This is a genomic window from Mucilaginibacter sp. SG564 (genome assembly GCF_013149275.1).
In the GTDB taxonomy this organism is placed as follows: domain Bacteria; phylum Bacteroidota; class Bacteroidia; order Sphingobacteriales; family Sphingobacteriaceae; genus Mucilaginibacter.
In genome coordinates, this window is sequence record NZ_JABGNA010000006.1 from 254,478 (window position 1) to 270,777 (window position 16,300).

13 protein-coding genes are annotated in these 16,300 nt (G+C 42.9%); 7 read left to right on the forward strand and 6 right to left on the reverse strand.

What is annotated here, in order from left to right:
• Window positions 1-8: 8 nt before the first annotated feature.
• Entirely contained in the window at window positions 9-872 is an 864-nt protein-coding gene (locus FHW89_RS15615; protein ID WP_172335990.1) for a hypothetical protein, read from the reverse strand.
• Window positions 873-1,162: 290 nt separating this feature from the next.
• Between FHW89_RS15615 and FHW89_RS15620 the strand changes: the two genes are divergently transcribed.
• The gene (locus tag FHW89_RS15620) at window positions 1,163-1,834 is read left to right on the forward strand and encodes a hypothetical protein (protein ID WP_172335991.1); all 672 of its coding nucleotides are present in this window, start codon (window positions 1,163-1,165) and stop codon (window positions 1,832-1,834) included.
• 6 nt (window positions 1,835-1,840) lie between these two features.
• On the opposite strand, the gene cysS is transcribed toward FHW89_RS15620, so the two are convergent.
• From cysS to mutL, 5 genes are all read right to left on the reverse strand, one after another.
• Window positions 1,841-3,304 (reverse strand): cysteine--tRNA ligase, encoded by a 1,464-nt coding sequence (cysS, locus tag FHW89_RS15625; RefSeq protein ID WP_172335992.1) that lies wholly within the window; start codon window positions 3,302-3,304, stop codon window positions 1,841-1,843.
• A gap of 425 nt (window positions 3,305-3,729) precedes the next feature.
• Window positions 3,730-4,842, reverse strand: a complete 1,113-nt coding sequence (locus tag FHW89_RS15630; protein ID WP_172335993.1) for an endonuclease/exonuclease/phosphatase family protein — start codon at window positions 4,840-4,842, stop codon at window positions 3,730-3,732.
• Complete coding sequence (locus FHW89_RS15635; protein WP_172335994.1) at window positions 4,832-5,701, reverse strand: rhomboid family intramembrane serine protease; 870 nt, start codon at window positions 5,699-5,701, stop codon at window positions 4,832-4,834. The genes FHW89_RS15630 and FHW89_RS15635 overlap by 11 nt, the downstream gene beginning before the upstream one ends.
• Before the next feature lie 125 nt (window positions 5,702-5,826).
• The gene (locus FHW89_RS15640; protein WP_172335995.1) at window positions 5,827-6,543 is read right to left on the reverse strand and encodes a rhomboid family intramembrane serine protease; all 717 of its coding nucleotides are present in this window, start codon (window positions 6,541-6,543) and stop codon (window positions 5,827-5,829) included.
• 24 nt (window positions 6,544-6,567) lie between these two features.
• Window positions 6,568-8,424 carry a DNA mismatch repair endonuclease MutL gene (mutL, locus tag FHW89_RS15645; protein ID WP_172335996.1) on the reverse strand — a complete coding sequence of 619 codons (1,857 nt, stop codon included), beginning with the start codon at window positions 8,422-8,424 and terminating at the stop codon, window positions 6,568-6,570.
• A gap of 557 nt (window positions 8,425-8,981) precedes the next feature.
• On the opposite strand from mutL, the gene FHW89_RS15650 reads away from it, so the two are divergent.
• The 6 genes from FHW89_RS15650 (at window position 8,982) to FHW89_RS15675 (ending at window position 16,293) form a co-directional block, all read left to right on the forward strand.
• Window positions 8,982-10,613, forward strand: coding sequence for an amidohydrolase (locus FHW89_RS15650; protein ID WP_172335997.1), 1,632 nt, complete (start codon window positions 8,982-8,984; stop codon window positions 10,611-10,613).
• Window positions 10,600-12,423 (forward strand): serine hydrolase, encoded by a 1,824-nt coding sequence (locus tag FHW89_RS15655; RefSeq protein ID WP_172335998.1) that lies wholly within the window; start codon window positions 10,600-10,602, stop codon window positions 12,421-12,423. Before FHW89_RS15650 ends, FHW89_RS15655 begins: the two co-directional genes overlap by 14 nt.
• A 167-nt stretch (window positions 12,424-12,590) precedes the next feature.
• Window positions 12,591-13,106, forward strand: coding sequence for an OmpH family outer membrane protein (locus tag FHW89_RS15660; RefSeq protein WP_172335999.1), 516 nt, complete (start codon window positions 12,591-12,593; stop codon window positions 13,104-13,106).
• A gap of 248 nt (window positions 13,107-13,354) precedes the next feature.
• Entirely contained in the window at window positions 13,355-14,161 is an 807-nt protein-coding gene (locus FHW89_RS15665) for a helix-turn-helix domain-containing protein (protein WP_172336000.1), read from the forward strand.
• A 140-nt stretch (window positions 14,162-14,301) separates the two neighbouring features.
• Window positions 14,302-14,685, forward strand: a complete 384-nt coding sequence (locus tag FHW89_RS15670) for a VOC family protein (protein WP_172336001.1) — start codon at window positions 14,302-14,304, stop codon at window positions 14,683-14,685.
• Window positions 14,686-15,057: 372 nt separating this feature from the next.
• Window positions 15,058-16,293 carry an MFS transporter gene (locus tag FHW89_RS15675; RefSeq protein WP_172336002.1) on the forward strand — a complete coding sequence of 412 codons (1,236 nt, stop codon included), beginning with the start codon at window positions 15,058-15,060 and terminating at the stop codon, window positions 16,291-16,293.
• Window positions 16,294-16,300 lie beyond the last annotated feature (7 nt).

Sequence of the window (16,300 nt, forward strand, 5' to 3'; positions counted from 1 at the left end):
GAATCTGTTTATTCGTTTTCAATTGCTGAGAACACTTCCAGCAGGATATCCCATTTTTTTGATTTATCCAGTTCCCAGATACGCACATAGTTGTAATTGCTTACTACATTGCCTTTGGTTATACGGGCATGGCCATAGGTGTAAGCCAGATCATTACTGGCTGATCTGCCTCCATCTGTAGTTTCGGCTGTAATAGTGATGGCCTGGTTGTTAATAAATTTCATAATAACGTCCGGGCCTGTCATCGGGTCGAAACCGGGGAAATAATAACGGGCCTCGGGACTTAAAAACTCTTTGTAGCTGGCCAGTGCGGATATAGTTAACGAGTGGTTAAATATCTTATCGGTATTTACAATGATGCTTTTTGCGGTAAATGGATCTTTGCTTGGCGCGGTGCGGGCTGCTGTAGGCTCTTTAAAATCAGTTACCTCTTCCTGCTCTGGTTCCGGGTGTTGTATGCCCAGATCTATCAGCAGCTTTAGTTTACCTTCGGCATCAGAGCGCCAAACAGAAACGTAATCGCCAAAAACTTTGTCGTCATCGCTTTTACCATTGGTATAAGTATAAGGGCCAGCGGTAAAGGCTAAATCGCCATTGGCTGATATACGGCCAAACTTAGGTACCCAGCTCAGCTTGCCGGCCTGTTTATCAATATTAGAGTAAAAGTCGGTTATTTTAACGGCGTTGGGTTTAAAAACAATACCTTCAGGATCGGCAACGGACAAAAAACCGTCTTTTATGCCTTTGCGTTCAACTAACTTATTAAAGGCTTCTTCGGCACTAACCACTTTATTTACTTGTGCGGGAGCGGTTTGCGCAAAGGCAAACGCACTGTAACTAATAAACGTAGCAGCTAATATTATTTTCTTCATGGTCATATTAGATTTTGGGGCAATTTAACAATAAATTTTAAGTCGGGAATGTAATTTGAATTAAGGTGATAAGTAAATAACCCTGCAACATTGCAGCCAAATAGGTTCATGTTTGAAACGAAACGATTGATATTTAATTGTAGCTGAACAGGGTTAATCATGTAAAAAATGATACCTAATGGCAAATATTAACTAAATGCGTTAAATTAAAAACTAAATAACCGCAGAGGCTTGATTATGTTTTGATTAAAAAAATCATTATGTTCATATTTATAAAAAATTACGTTGTAATGAACAAGTTTATTGTCTGTTTAATGGTTATGGTATTGGGCTATTTAAGCACTCATGCCCAGATAATTCATGACCTGCAGGGTAAGCCATACATGGAGAAATCCTATACCGAAGTGGATGGTACTCCTTATCTGATTGATAGTTGGACCGGGGCGACAATTACCTTTTCTAACGGTAAAGCCACCAATGTTAAAGTAAAATATGACCTGGTAAAGGATGTGCTTTTATTTCAGCATCAAGGCGATTCAACGGCGATGTATTTTATTGAGCCGGTGAAGGGCTTTACGTTAACCAATGGCTTTATTAATGAAAGCAACATTCTGCCATTGGTGTTTAATAGTGGCTACCCGGCCATTGACGTGCAAACACCGGCCTCATTTTACCAGATAATTGCTCCGGGCAAAATGCAGCTGTTAAGGCACTATCGAAAAGCTATACGTACCGATCAGGCTTTTAATTCGGCTACGGTTACCAAAACGTTCGCCTATACCGATTTTTATTACCTGTATGCCGATAACAAGATCATCCGTATTAAGCCGAGCCAAAAGAGTATCCTGGCCGCTATGGCTAATAAAAGTACAGAGATGCAAGCTTATTTGAAAAATAATACCGTAGACTATAAAAACGACGCTGCATTAGCCAAGCTGTTCAATTATTACAACTCGCTTTAACGGTTTTTAAGATTTGCTCCAGTGCGTACCGTCTTTACTGTCCTTAAGCTGAAAACCGATCCGGGCCAGGCCATCACGTATCTTGTCTGATATGGCATAGTCCTTATTGATCTTGGCCTCGCTTCTCAGCTCAACTATAAAGTTCAGTATATTGGGTAAATCGTCATTGGCGGCTTGCTCATCTTTTAATCCCAATACATCAATAACAAAAGTGTTCATTAAGCTTTTGAGCTGTTGCAAATTGGCTTCATCTATCTTCATCTTGCCATCCTGAACCGAATTGATCATGCGCGAAGCCTCAAACAGTTCGGCAATAAGCACCGGGCTGTTAAAGTCATCGTTCATAGCCGCGTAGCAACGCTGTAACAAGGGCTCTATCTCCACTTCGGTAGTGCTGCTTGCCTTTAAGCCGTTAAGCAGGGCAAAGGCGTTCATTAAGCGTTTAAATCCTTTTTCAGAGGCCTCCATGGCTTCGTTACCAAAATCAAGCGTACTGCGGTAGTGGGCCTGCAGCATAAAAAACCTTACGGTCATGGGGCTGTAGCCTTTATTCAGGATGGAGTTGTTGCCGGTAAAAAGCTCATGCGGCAAAAAGCTGTTGCCTAATGATTTTGACATTTTTTGCCCGTTCACCGTAAGCATATTGGTATGCACCCAGTAATTGGCCGGGTTTACACCGCAGCAGGCTTCGTGCTGAGCAATTTCATTGGTATGGTGGGTGGGTACCAGGTCGATGCCGCCGCCGTGTATATCAAACTGGTTGCCCAGGTATTTTTGGCTCATGGCCGAGCATTCCAAATGCCAGCCCGGGAAGCCTACGCTCCAGGGTGATGGCCACTTCATCAGGTGCTCGGGCTTGGCTTTTATCCACAGGGCAAAATCAAGCTTGCCGTGCTTTTCGTCCTGGCCACCAAGTGTACGGGTATTGTTTAACAGGTCTTCCAGGTTACGACCGCTCAGTATGCCATAGTTTTTGCTTTTGTTGTACTTTTCTACATCAAAATACACGGTGCCATCAACCTCATAGGCATACCCTTTTTCCAGTATTTGCTTTACCATTTCTATCTGCTCAATAATATGGCCGGTAGCGGTGGGTTCAATACTGGGTGGCAGCGTATTAAATATTTGCATTACATCATGAAAGCCAACGGTGTACTTTTGTACAATTTCCATCGGCTCCAGCTGTGCTATTTTTGCTTTTTTTGATATTTTGTCTTCACCCTCATCGCCGGCATCGCCTTCCAGGTGACCGGCATCGGTCACGTTACGCACATAGCGAACCTTGTATCCTATTTGGGTAAGGTATCTGAAAATAAGGTCAAATGATATATAGGTACGACAGTTACCCAGGTGTACATCGCTGTAAACAGTAGGGCCACATACGTACATGCCCACATGGGGCGCGTTAAGCGGTTTAAATTTTTCCTTTTTACGGGTTAAAGTATTGTAAACAAACAAATTTTGTTGCATGAGCGCAAACTTACGATTTTTTCAATTTCATGCTAATATAGAGCCCAGAGATTAGAATCAAGAATCAAGATTTACGGCAATACCAGGATTATTTTACATGCTCTTGATTCTTGACGCTAACATGCCACCTCTTGCCCTAACTAAACGGGTAGGTTGAATTTAAGCAAGATGGCTAAACCTGGTTAAAAAAGTGGGTTTACACATTTTATGGAAAAACGAGCAAAAATTTTACTATATATTTGATAATAAGGCTTTTAAAATTATGTTAACCCAAAAAAGTGTAAACCATGTAAACCCACTTTTTTAACCAAATGGGCTATTATTCTGTTGAGGGGGTATATGCGCTGTCCGAAGTCAGAGACTTCGGACTATTGCTACATAAAGCACTTAGTCTTTCTTGATTCTTGGCTCTTATTTTTTGCTTCTTAATTGAGCACCACATCACTGCGCAGGGGGTAATGGTCGGATAGTTTTTTTTCGATGATCTTGTACGTAGCTACGTCAAACTGCGGGCTGGCCATAATATAATCGATCTGGTAATTGGGGAAATCGCCATTATAGGTACGCCCAAACCCAGATCCTTTCTGGCGGAACGCGTTTTTTAAGCCTTTAGCCATTTGGTTAACGGCGAATGAGGTAGGCGTATCATTAAAGTCGCCGGTAATAAGGTAAGGATATGGGCATTTAGCAGCGTGTTCTTTGATCTTGAAAACCTGCTCACTTCTTTTTTCAAAGGCAATCTTGAGCTTGCCCCCCAAACGTTTGGTTGATTGCATATCTGTTTTGCCCTTTTTGGATACACTGTCCAGGTATTTATAATCTTCGGGATCAAAGCGGATAGATTGCAGGTGGACGCTATAGAAGCGGAAAACCTTCTCCCCCCTTTTTACATCAACAAACAGGCATTGGTTCTCGGATTTGGTTTCTGTAAGGCGGATGAGTCCTTTGCCTACTATCGGGAACCGGGAAAAAATGGCCATGCCAATGGCTTCAGTATTGTTAAAGTTAAATGGTTCGAAATAAAAATTGCTGGCCCCGATGATCCTGATCAGGGAGTCGCGCATTTCATACTGGCCCTTGTTTTTAGTATAGAATTCCTGGAAACCAATAATATCCGGCTGTTGTTGACTAATGAGGGTTAGGATCTGATGCTTGGTGGAGATATCATTTGAGGCGCCATACCGCTTAAAATTATGCACGTTATACGTCATTACCCTGATGGCATTTGTAGCTGCCGGTTTTTCGGTTTCGGCACTCCCCAGTCTGAAGCCAATGTTGTTAAACAATACGCCATAACCCAACAAGATAGTAACCAGTGATAACAGGAATTGCCAGCGGCGACGCAACACCCAATAGGTAAGCATGATGAGGTTAAAGATGAGTAATACAGGATAGGCCAGGCCAAAAAAGGCGAAGAGCCAGACCTTCCGCGGGTCAACGTTTGGCGCTAAATAGCTTATCAGTAAAGCAACGCATAACAACAGGTTTATCCATAAAATTATTTTACCTATAAAACTCTGTTTGCGTTTAACTTTCATTATTGCTTGCGCGAAATAAAATTTCTTTTTCCTGCTTGGTCAGGCTGTCATAGCCCGATTGTGATATTTTATCTAAGATACGGTCAATATCTTCTTGACGTGGAGACTCGGTGCTATTTTTATTGAAGTTTTTAGCCGCTACTTTTAATTTGGGCCTGGCTTTAAATATATTGCCTATGCTGCCTATCCAATCGTGCCCTTTTTGTAATTGTTTAATATAAACAAAGCCAAGTAACGCGCCGCCCAGGTGAGCTATTTCGCCGCCTGCGTTGGGGCCAACAACGCCCAGAAAATCAATCACCAGGATCACAAATACCAGCCATTTTAACTTTACAGGTCCAAACAGTAACAGTGATATGGTATAATTAGGTAACAGTGTGGCTGTAGCAACCACAATGGCCATAACGCTGGCCGAAGCGCCTACAACCGGAATAGCCTGTAAACCGGGATTTCGCGTAAAAGCTGGAAAAATATTGTAACAGGCAATATAGAAAATGGCACCTGCAAGGCCACCCATAATGTACAAGCCTATAGTGCGTTTATTACCCAGGTACTCTTCAAATATTTGCCCCATCCAATACAGCCAAAGCATATTAAACAGAATATGAAGCACACCCGCGTGCATAAACATATAGGTAAAAGGTGTCCAGAACCGGGTGAGTAGCTTGGGCAGGTAGGCAGTTGCCGCCAGGTAATCATTAGCGTAATAGGCTATTACGCTGGGTTGCCCAAAAAGATTTTCAATAACTGCAGGGATATTAATAAGCAAAAAGACGGCTACATTAATGCCAATGAGGAGGTTAAGCTTATTGCCCGACCGCAGCATTTTGTATTGAATATTTTGCCAAAGCGTACTCATAAAATATACTTTCGTTTATAATATCCGGTAGTTAGTATCAAGTATCCAAATTTAGTAATAACCATAATTATCGCTTTGGGAGGTTGTCTTGATACTTGCTACTAACTACTTGATAATAATCATAATTAATAAAAATTGTTTGGCCTTTGTAAACGCCAAACTTTTACCATAATATAACCAATGAGCGCGCCACCCAAATGAGCAAAATGCGCCACCGAATCGCCCGAATACTGTTTAACACCCAAAAATAACTCTAATATCACATATACAGGTATAATATATTTTGCTTTAATGGGTACCGGGATAAACATGATCATCAATTCCATGTTGGGATAAAGCATGCCAAAAGCGATCAACAAGCCGAATATGGCACCTGATGCGCCTACTATTGGTACATAGTATATTTCGGCTAATTTTTGTGCGTTTGCTCCGTATGCGGCAAAAGATTCTGGCAGGCTGGGATGAGTTATAGTGAATGCACCTGTTATAGCATGTACCTCATAAACCTGAACCAATGTTTGAAATACAATGGCTCCAATGCCGCAAATAAAATAGAAATTAAGAAACCTTTTTGACCCTATCGAATACTCAACGATGGGGCCGAAAGAGAATAGCGCAAACATGTTAAAAAAAATGTGTGCGAACCCTCCATGCATAAACATATAGGTTATAACCTCCCATAGCCTGAAATTCGGAGAGTTAAAATAATATACCGGCAGATACTTAAACACATCGGGGATGAATTTTTCCAGTGTGAGAGAACCTATAAAGAATATAATATTAATGATCAACAGGTTTTTTACAACCGGTGGTATATTGGCAAAAGGTGATTGACTGTTCATAGTATAAATAAAAGCCTACGGGGGTTATTTTTCAAATCGTTCTAAAAGCTCGGCCATGGTAAAGGTACTGATTACGGGCTTACCGTTCAATGCCTGGTTTGGTGTTTCGCAGGCAAAAAGCTGGTCAATAAGCTGGTTCATTTCCTCCAACGATAATTTGGTGCCGGTTTTAATAGCCGCGTTACGCGCCAGTGAACGGGCCAGGTTATCACGCTTATCGAGTTTTAAAATAGCCATGTTATTTTTAAAGCCCTCCAGCAAATGCTCTAACAACTCATGCTCACCTACATTGCTCAGTTCGGCGGGTATACCTTCTACCACTACCGTATTTTTGCCAAACTCGCGGATGTCAAATCCCAGAGACCTTATATCAGGCAACAATTCTCTTAATAACTCAAAATCGCTGCCGTTTAGTGTGACCGACTGCGGGAATAAACTTTGCTGACTTACACCCGAATGATTTTGCAATTGCAGTAAAAAACGTTCATACAAAATGCGCTCATGCGCGGCCTGCTGCCCTATAAGCATAAAGCCCGATTTAATCTGCGACAGGATAAAACGGTTATGGATCTGGAATAGTTGGCGTTCGCTTGATTTGCTTACTTCCTGCTCATTTACCGCGATGCGCTCTTCCTGGTGCAATTCATGCTGCAGGTTTTCTTCTTTTTTGCTGATCTCATACAGCGTATCCCAGTTTTTGGGTATAGGGCTGCTTTTAAAACCGCCATCCGCCCTCAAAAAAGGGTGCTCGCGTACCGGTTTTTGTTCCGAAGCAAAAGGGTTAAAATCGGGGTTGAAAGATATGGTTGGCGCCACAATCTCCTCAAATGGCTTGGGTGTTATCAGGTGCTCGATGCTGTTCTCCTGGTCAAAATCCAAGCTTGGTGTAATGTTGTATCGCCCCAATGAACGTTTTACCGCCGAACGGATGATGGCATAAATAGCTTTCTCATCCTGGTATTTGATCTCGGTTTTGGTAGGGTGTACATTGATATCTATCCGCGATGGGTCGATATCAATAAACAATACATAAAACGGGAAGCTATCATCGGGTAATAGCTCTTCAAAAGCGGTAATTACCGCATGATTCAAATAAGCATCGCGGATAAAACGGTTGTTTACAAAAAAGAACTGCTCGCCCCGGGTTTTACGGGCAAATTCGGGCTTCCCTACAAAACCACGCAGGTTAATGATGGTGGTATCTTCCTCTACAGGCACCAGGCGCTGATTATAATTGTTGCCGAACAGATGTACAATACGTTGCTTTAAAGCGGCCCCCGGCAAATGATATACCTCCTGCCCATCATGGTGCAGAGTGAAAAATATCTGCGGATTGGCCAGTGCTACCCGTTGAAATTCGTCGATGATATGGCGCATCTCTACCGGGTTGCTTTTTAAAAAGTTGCGGCGTGCCGGTGTATTATAAAAAAGATTTTTAACCGATATAGAAGTGCCGGTATTGGCCTGGCAGGCATCCTGGCTTACTACTTCGGAGCCTTCAATAAAAATGCAGGTGCCCAGCTCATCCTCATGGCGGCGGGTTTTCATTTCAACCTGTGCTATGGCTGCTATAGATGCCATGGCCTCGCCCCGGAAACCCATGGTACGGATGGCAAACAGATCGTCGGCTTTGCGTATTTTTGAGGTGGCATGGCGTTCAAAACACATGCGGGCATCGGTAAGGCTCATGCCGCAGCCATCATCAATAACCTGTATCAATGATTTGCCTGCGTCTTTTACAATGAGCTGAATTTTTCCGGCCCCCGCGTCGATCGCGTTCTCCACTAATTCCTTTACGGCAGATGCGGGGCGTTGCACCACTTCGCCTGCGGCAATCTGGTTGGCAACGGCATCCGGTAAAAGCTGTATGATATCTGACATCTAAAAAAAATCCCTCCAATTTCGAATTCGATGCTAAATTAAATATTTGAAGGCATAACTTTATGATTTGTATTTATGGCAGATATAATTCCTTCATTTAATGACTTTCAGGAAGTAATTGAAATTCTTTAGATCATCCAAAGTAAAATAGATATACAAACTGATATTGTATGGACAAGATTTAACTCTGCCCAGGATCTTACAAATGAATTAACCGATTGTATTCAAAAACTTCGGGTAGGTGATCATCAAACACTTAAAGAAGTATATATGCTTTTTGCTCCTACAGGTACGTTTCAGGAACTTTCTATTTCAAATGGCTGGAGCCATGAATATTTAAATTTAGCTCACCAGTTTGATGTTTATTACGAAAAGTTTAAAAAAGATAATTGATCTAATTTTTAAAGGCTATGCTAAATTAAATATTTGAAGGCATAACTTTACAATTAGTATCAAGTAGTTAGTATCAAGAATCAAAACGGCTACATTTTTGTTATGAGTCTTTCACAAGTCTTGATACTTGATACTAACTACTTGATACTAAAAAGAAACATTTTATGAAGAAATTATGGCCAGCACTGCTCCTTTTCGCGGTAGCCTGCAAGCAAAAAGAGTACAATGCCGACCTTTTGGTTAAAAACGCCGTAGTGTATACGGTTGATAGTTCCTTTACTACCGCCAATACCATTGTGGTAAAGGGAGGAAAAATATTGGCCGTAGGAGATGCCGATACGCTGGAACAAAAATACCTGGCCAACGAAGTAATTGACGCGAAAGGCGCCCCCATATATCCTGGTTTTATTGATGCCCATGCTCATTTTTATGAATATGGATTAGGTTTGCAGGAAGTTAACCTGACAGGCACACACAGCTGGAATGAAGCGGTTGATTCGGTGCAGGCTTATTCGGTTCGTAATACCGACGGCTGGATAACCGGTCAAGGCTGGGATCAGAATGATTGGGCTCAGAAACAATTCCCCAATAAAGCTAAACTTGATTCCCTGTTCCCGGTTCGGCCGGTGATACTGAGCCGGGTTGATGGCCATGCCGCTATAGCCAACCAGGCAGCGCTGAACATTGCCGGGGTAAAGCCGGGACAAACCATAAACGGAGGCGAAATAGAAACCGTAAATGGGAAACTTACTGGTATCCTGGTGGATAATGCCGTAGGAATAGTAACCCGCAAAATTCCTGAGCCTATTGCCCAGGTAACCGAAGATGCCCTGCTGGCCGCGCAAAAAAACTGTTTTGCCGTGGGATTAACTACCGTTGATGATTGCGGACTGCCTTATACCATGATCAATACCATTGCCGAGCTGCAACACAAAGGCGCGTTAAAAATGCGTATGTACGTAATGCTGGCCGACAGGGAGGAGAATTACGAATATTTATTTAAGCGCGGCGCTTATAAAACGCCAAGCCTCAATGTAAGGGCATTTAAGGTTTACGCCGACGGCGCCCTGGGCTCAAGAGGAGCTTGCCTATTACAACCCTATAACGATCAAAAAAACTGGAAGGGATTTTTACTAAGCAGCCAAAAACATTTTGAAGAGGTAGCCAAAAAGATCTACGACAGGGGTTTTCAGATGGCTACTCATGCCATTGGCGATTCGGCCAACCGCGTGATGTTGAAAATATATGCCTCGGTGTTGAAAGGGAAGAATGACCGTCGCTGGCGCATCGAGCACGCGCAGGTGCTGTCGCCCCAGGATATTAAATTGTTTGGCGATAACAGCATCATCCCCTCGGTGCAGCCTACCCATGCCACCTCCGATATGTACTGGGCCGGTAAAAGATTGGGTGCTGATCGTTTAAAATCGGCTTACGTATACAAGCAATTGTTAAAACAAAACGGCTGGTTGCCCTTGGGAACAGATTTCCCGGTAGAGAATATAAACCCAATGTATACGTTTTATGCAGCGGTGGAACGGAAAGACCTGAAAGGTTTTCCCGAAGGAGGCTTTCAGCCCGAGAACGCGCTGAATCGTACCGAAGCCTTAAAAGGCATTACCATATGGGCCGCAAAAGCCAATTTTGAAGAGAAAGAGAAAGGCAGCCTGGAGCCCGGCAAATACGCCGATTTTGTGATCCTGGATAAGGATATCATGAAAATAAAAGGCACCGAATTGCCAAAAGTTAAAGTGACCAGTACTTATATAAACGGAGTTAAAGTATATGATAAAAAATAAATGGGGCTGTATCCCTTTTGTATTACTCGGATTTACCTTTTTAAATACCGCCTGCGCGCAAATACCACCGCTTATCCCAACCGGGCAAGCGTATGTTAACGAAGAGCGGCTGGTTGAGCGCTCTACCATTTTATTTAACAACAGCAAATACCTGCTGCCGCTAAAAGATCTCGATCAGTTAAAAATTGCCAGCGTTCATTTCTCCAATCAATATGCTTCGGCATTTGATAGTTTGCTTAATAAATACAACAAGGTACAAGCGTTTGATGGCCGTATGTACAACGGCGCAAAAACATTGGCCGATCTGTCGGCCGATCTGAAGTGGTACAACACGGTCATTCTGCAGGTAACCGATGCCGATCTGAACAATCCACAGATACTCGATTTTATCAATAGTACCCAAAAACTCAAAAATGTGATCGTGGCGGCGTTTGGGAGCGGCACTATTTTAAGCAAACTCAATAATGTTGCCGTACCCATTTTATGGAGCGAACGGTTAACGGTGGTTTCGGCATTATACAGTGCCCAGGCTATTTTTGGCGGTTTGCCGGTAACTCAAAAACTTACGCGTACCTACTCGCCGCAATTTGCAGCAGGTATGGGTTTTACTACCGATAAAATCAGGCTGCAATACACCGTTCCGGAGGATGCCGGTATCAATGCCGGTAATTTAACCGGTATTGATGACATTGCCCGTCAGGCCATAGCCGAACATGCTACCCCGGGCTGTGTAGTATTGGTAGCTAAGGATGGCAAAGTGATATTTAATAAGGCCTATGGCTATCATACTTATGATAAAGCCATTCCAGACCAGATAACGGATATTTTTGACCTGGCATCCATGACCAAAATTACCGCTACCACCGTCGAGGCCATGAAACTCACCGACGAAGGCAAGCTGAACCTGGAGGCTACCCTTAGTGATTATGTTCCGCTTACCCGTAACAGCAATAAGAATAATATACAGATCCGCGAGCTGCTGATGCACCAGGCTGGTTTGATACCAGATATTAAAGGCTTTGAAAAAGTAAAACCAACAGATCATAGCACCGATTCATCCGCGGCTTACCCAACCCGGGTATCTGATCATTATTTTTTGCGGAAAGATTATTATAAAGATGTCATGTTTCCGGAAATGCTGAGCTCGCCGTTAAAAACACGCGGGCAATATGTGTACAGCGATGTAAGCATGCTGTTTATGATGGAAGTACTGGAAAACATTACTTCGGTGCCCGAGAATGTGTATGTACAGCAGCAATTTTATAAACCGCTGGGCATGCAAACCGCGGGTTTTTTACCGTTGTACCGTTTTAACCAAAACCAGATACCACCTACAGAAAACGATCAGGAATACCGTCATAGCTTACTTGATGGTTATGTGCATGACCCTACCGCGGCGCTGATGGGTGGAGTAGCGGGGCATGCCGGGCTTTTTGGGAGCGCTAATGATGTAGCCATTATTTACCAGATGCTGCTGAACCGCGGTACCTATGGCGGCACACAGTATTTTAAGCCAGAGGTAGTTGATCTGTTTACCTCTAAGCAGTCGGCAGTAAGTCGCCGGGGACTGGGTTTTGATCGCTGGGATCCCATTGCCGACAGACATTACCCCTCCAAACTGGCATCGCCGCAAACCTACGGGCATACCGGTTTTACCGGTACCTGTATTTGGGTCGATCCGAAATATAATCTTGTTTATGTATTCCTGAGTAACCGGGTACACCCCGATGTAAGCAGCAAGCTGGGCAGCCTCAATATCAGGCCAAGGATACAGGATGTGGTTTATGAGGCGATCAATAAGGGGATGTGATTCGTTTGAAAAGTTAAAGGGCGAGACACAATTATGCGTCTCTACAAAAATTAAAATCGTAGAGACGCGTATTCGCGTCCCTTTTACCATTGGTTTTTCTTAACTTTAAGTAAAACAATTTTCCCATTAATGCGTTTCAGTTTTCTCTGATAATTAAATTACCAAACATGAGAAAACTATTCAAAGTTACCCTGCTCGCTTTAAGCCTTTTGTTTATAAGCAAATTTTCAAATGCCCAGTCTAAGATCGGCTATGTTGATTTTCAGGCCATCGTTAGCCAGATGCCCGAGGCCAAAACTATTAAGCCCCAGATAGATGCCTATCAAAAGCAATTTGTTACCCAGCTAACCGCCATGAACAACGATTTGCAAACCAAGGGCAAAGCTTACCAGGATCAAAGCAAAACCATGAGTGATGCTGATAAGACAGCCAAGCAGACGGAACTGCAAGATCTGCAAAAAAAGATGCAGGATTATCAGGCCACCGCTCAACAACAGGTTGAAGCTAAATCAAATGAACTGATAAAACCGATAACCGATAAAGCCCGTGCGGCGGTTAATGATGTAGCCAAAGAAAAAGGCATAACCTATGTGTTTGATTCTTCCCAGGGCTCGGCATTATTGGTTTCCAATGAGGGCGCTAATCTTACCGCGTCGGTTAAAACTAAGTTGGGGATCAAGTAAATACATTCTTTCCCATTTTTTTAACACAACTAATTACAAAACACGTCATTGCGAGGAGGAACGACGTGGCAATCCCAGATATGCAGAGCGTCTCTGTAAGTAAGGGATTGCCACGCTTTACAGCAATGACGCTTTTGTTAGGCAATGTTTTATGAATAAATTTTATAAGATATTGGCTATCAATATAAAATCAAACAATAAATCATAACTTTATATGTAAATCCGGCATCAAAATTCCCAACTCCGAAATGAAATACTATACCATTCAGCCACCGGATATTTTAAAACCTTTTGTGAGGTTTTTTTGGGTGCTGGAGCATGAGCTGTGTGCCGGTGATCCGGAGTATGTTTACCGCTCCATAGCCGATGGCTGTACCGAAATGGTGTTTCATTATCAATCAACCTTTGATGAGATCAATGACCGGGGGCAGGAAAACGGAGGGCCATCCGGCATTCAATTTCAAACTAACCGTTACCGCCGTTTTATAACCCGGCAAAGCTTTGGCATTTTTGGCGCTTACATTTATCCCTTTGCTGTTCCCAGGTTTTTTAAAATCCCCAGCAGCGAAACCACCAATCTGGCGCTCGATTATGATACTTTTTTGGGTAGTACCGGTCGTGACCTGGAAGAACGGATAATGCTGGCGCCCGATAACCGGAAACGTGCCGCGATATTGAGTGATTTTTTACTGATGCGCTTACGGCACAACATACCTACAGACGACCGGATCATTACCTCTATCAGGCAGGTGATTCACTCCAATCAGCATAAAACAGTAGCGCAGCTGGCAGATACTTTTAACCTTTCGGTAAGGCAGTTTGATAGGCGTTTTAAGGAGTATGCCGGGTTTAGTCCTAAAAGTTATCTGCGTTTGATCCGCTTTCAGGATGCTATAAAACGATACGGCAGCAATAAATCATTAACCCGGATAGCATTGGAGTGTGGTTATTACGATCAATCGCACTTTATACACGATGTAAAAACTTTTACCGGCTATCACCCCAGCTTTTACTTTTCGGGCAAAGCCGAAGGAACGGAATATAGAAACGTGTAAATGCTATCTGAACCAGAATTTCAGAATTAACAGCATAATAAATCCGAAATCGAACATCTCAAATCCGAAATGAGAATGTCTTGTTTTTACAATTTTGCCCGAGCCGGGCAGATTAGTTTTGAATAAAAAAACAGATCGACATGGAAACCACAAAAAACATCCCCGAAACCTACCAGCGTATTATGCCATACCTTATTGTAAAGGATGCTCCCCGCTTTATTATCTTTATGCAAAACGTATTTGGGGCGAAGGAGCAGTACAAACAAATGCGTGATGAAAAACATATTATGCATGCCGAGCTCAACATTCAGGGCAGCACCATTATGTTTTGCGATAGTACCGAAACCTATCTCCCTCAAAATGCCGGCTTGTTTATTTATGTTGACAGCTGCGACGGAACCTATCAAAAAGCACTGGAATACGGCGCTGAAAGCGTCACCGAGCCAGCTGATCAGCCCTATGGCCGCAGTGCCGGCCTAAAAGACCCTTTTGGCAATACCTGGTGGGTAACTAATCCGCTTTAAAATGTTGTCTATCCCAAACAAATAGAAGGGATGTCATTTCGAACCGGAGGGAGAAATCTTCTACGACTTTTGATGCAAACTCTTTATGTCAAACATGTTCAGCGCAGAAGATTTCTCCTCACTCCACGCATGAGCCCACGCTTGTTCGTCGAAATGACATTTTTCAGAAAGTAGTGTACGCACTTTAGATTATTAAAAAGGGGCTGGTGTTTTGTTTAGGGGATGTAATTTTATAAGGTATCGCCTGTTGGCGAGTGTATTGTAACTAATTAATAATTAGAAAATTACATTGCTATCTTTTGCCTGTGTTAATTGGCCCTTTATAGTTTCATCCCATATACCGCTGATAAGATTGCTAATTTTGCGGTATCTATGAATACGTTAACATCAAAAGCCCCTGCAATTAAAGAGCATCACCAGTCCATAGCAACCCTGCTGGCTTTTGCCCTAATCCCTTTGTCCGGTTTCGCTACCGATATTTATATACCATCGTTACCCACCATGGCCGGCGAAATGAGTGTGAGCAATGTGCAGGTACAACTAACATTAAGCATTTTCCTGATCAGCTATGGCGTATCGCAACTATTTATTGGTAGTATACTGGATAGTTTTGGCCGGTACAAGGTTAGCCTGGGCTCACTGGTTATTTTCGCGATAGCCAGTGTCGTGATCGCTATCACCCATAATATCTATTTGATTTACCTGATGCGGGTGATCCACGGCGTAACCGTTGGCGCTATCATCGTAGCTAAGCGCGCCTATTTTGTGGATCTGTTTACTGGTGATAAGCTGAAACATTACCTGAGCATGTTTTCTATCATCTGGTCAACCGGGCCTATCGTGGCGCCGTTTATCGGCGGATACCTGCAAACCGCCTTTGGCTGGGAATCAAACTTTTATTTCCTGGCTGGTTTTGCAGCTGTATTTGTCATCCTGGAGCTCATTTTTAGTGGCGAAACCCTGGTGCATTTTTCAGAGTTTCATTTTCAGAAGATCGTGAGGGTATATGCCAATATGATCAAAACCCACAGCTTTACATTGGGCATTGTGATGCTCGGTTTAGCCTATTGCATGGTGATGACCTATAACATGACCGGCCCGTTTATTATCGAACATCACTTACACCTAACGCCTGTTATTGCGGGCTATAGTTCACTGGTACTGGGCTTTGCGTGGATGGTTGGCGGCTTTATCGGTAAGGCAACTATCAATCGTCCGTTCTTTAAAAGGATGGTAGTTAATGTGCTTATGCAGGCCCTTTTTGTATTGGTGATGATCATCAGCGTTCAGTTTATCAGCAATTTATATTCAATGATATTTTTTGCCTTTATTATTCACGTTTGCGCCGGGTATACTTTTAACAACTATTTTACTTTTTGTTTGAGCAAATTCCCCAAGAATGCTGGCATAGCCGGTGGGCTCACCGGGGGAATTACTTACGTTATCGTTTCCTTTTTAAGCTACGGTATTGTTAATGTAGTACCGGCCAAAGATGAGCGCAACCTGAGTTTCAGCTACCTGATATTCATTTTACTCTCCGGCCTGATCATGTTCCTGATCTTCCGCATCAATAAGAGGGAAAAAGCACCGGCGGAAACTTTAGCTTAGTTAAATG

Coding starts and splice junctions, on each gene's coding strand:
- FHW89_RS15670 (WP_172336001.1), top strand. CDS start 14,302: ATGGAAACCACAAAAAACATCCCCGAAACCTACCAGCGTATTATGCCA.
- FHW89_RS15675 (WP_172336002.1), top strand. CDS start 15,058: ATGAATACGTTAACATCAAAAGCCCCTGCAATTAAAGAGCATCACCAG.
- FHW89_RS15655 (WP_172335998.1), top strand. CDS start 10,600: ATGATAAAAAATAAATGGGGCTGTATCCCTTTTGTATTACTCGGATTT.
- FHW89_RS15660 (WP_172335999.1), top strand. CDS start 12,591: ATGAGAAAACTATTCAAAGTTACCCTGCTCGCTTTAAGCCTTTTGTTT.
- FHW89_RS15665 (WP_172336000.1), top strand. CDS start 13,355: ATGAAATACTATACCATTCAGCCACCGGATATTTTAAAACCTTTTGTG.
- FHW89_RS15650 (WP_172335997.1), top strand. CDS start 8,982: ATGAAGAAATTATGGCCAGCACTGCTCCTTTTCGCGGTAGCCTGCAAG.
- FHW89_RS15640 (WP_172335995.1), bottom strand. CDS start 6,543: ATGAACAGTCAATCACCTTTTGCCAATATACCACCGGTTGTAAAAAAC.
- cysS (WP_172335992.1), bottom strand. CDS start 3,304: ATGCAACAAAATTTGTTTGTTTACAATACTTTAACCCGTAAAAAGGAA.
- FHW89_RS15635 (WP_172335994.1), bottom strand. CDS start 5,701: ATGAGTACGCTTTGGCAAAATATTCAATACAAAATGCTGCGGTCGGGC.
- FHW89_RS15615 (WP_172335990.1), bottom strand. CDS start 872: ATGAAGAAAATAATATTAGCTGCTACGTTTATTAGTTACAGTGCGTTT.
- FHW89_RS15620 (WP_172335991.1), top strand. CDS start 1,163: ATGAACAAGTTTATTGTCTGTTTAATGGTTATGGTATTGGGCTATTTA.
- FHW89_RS15630 (WP_172335993.1), bottom strand. CDS start 4,842: ATGAAAGTTAAACGCAAACAGAGTTTTATAGGTAAAATAATTTTATGG.
- mutL (WP_172335996.1), bottom strand. CDS start 8,424: ATGTCAGATATCATACAGCTTTTACCGGATGCCGTTGCCAACCAGATT.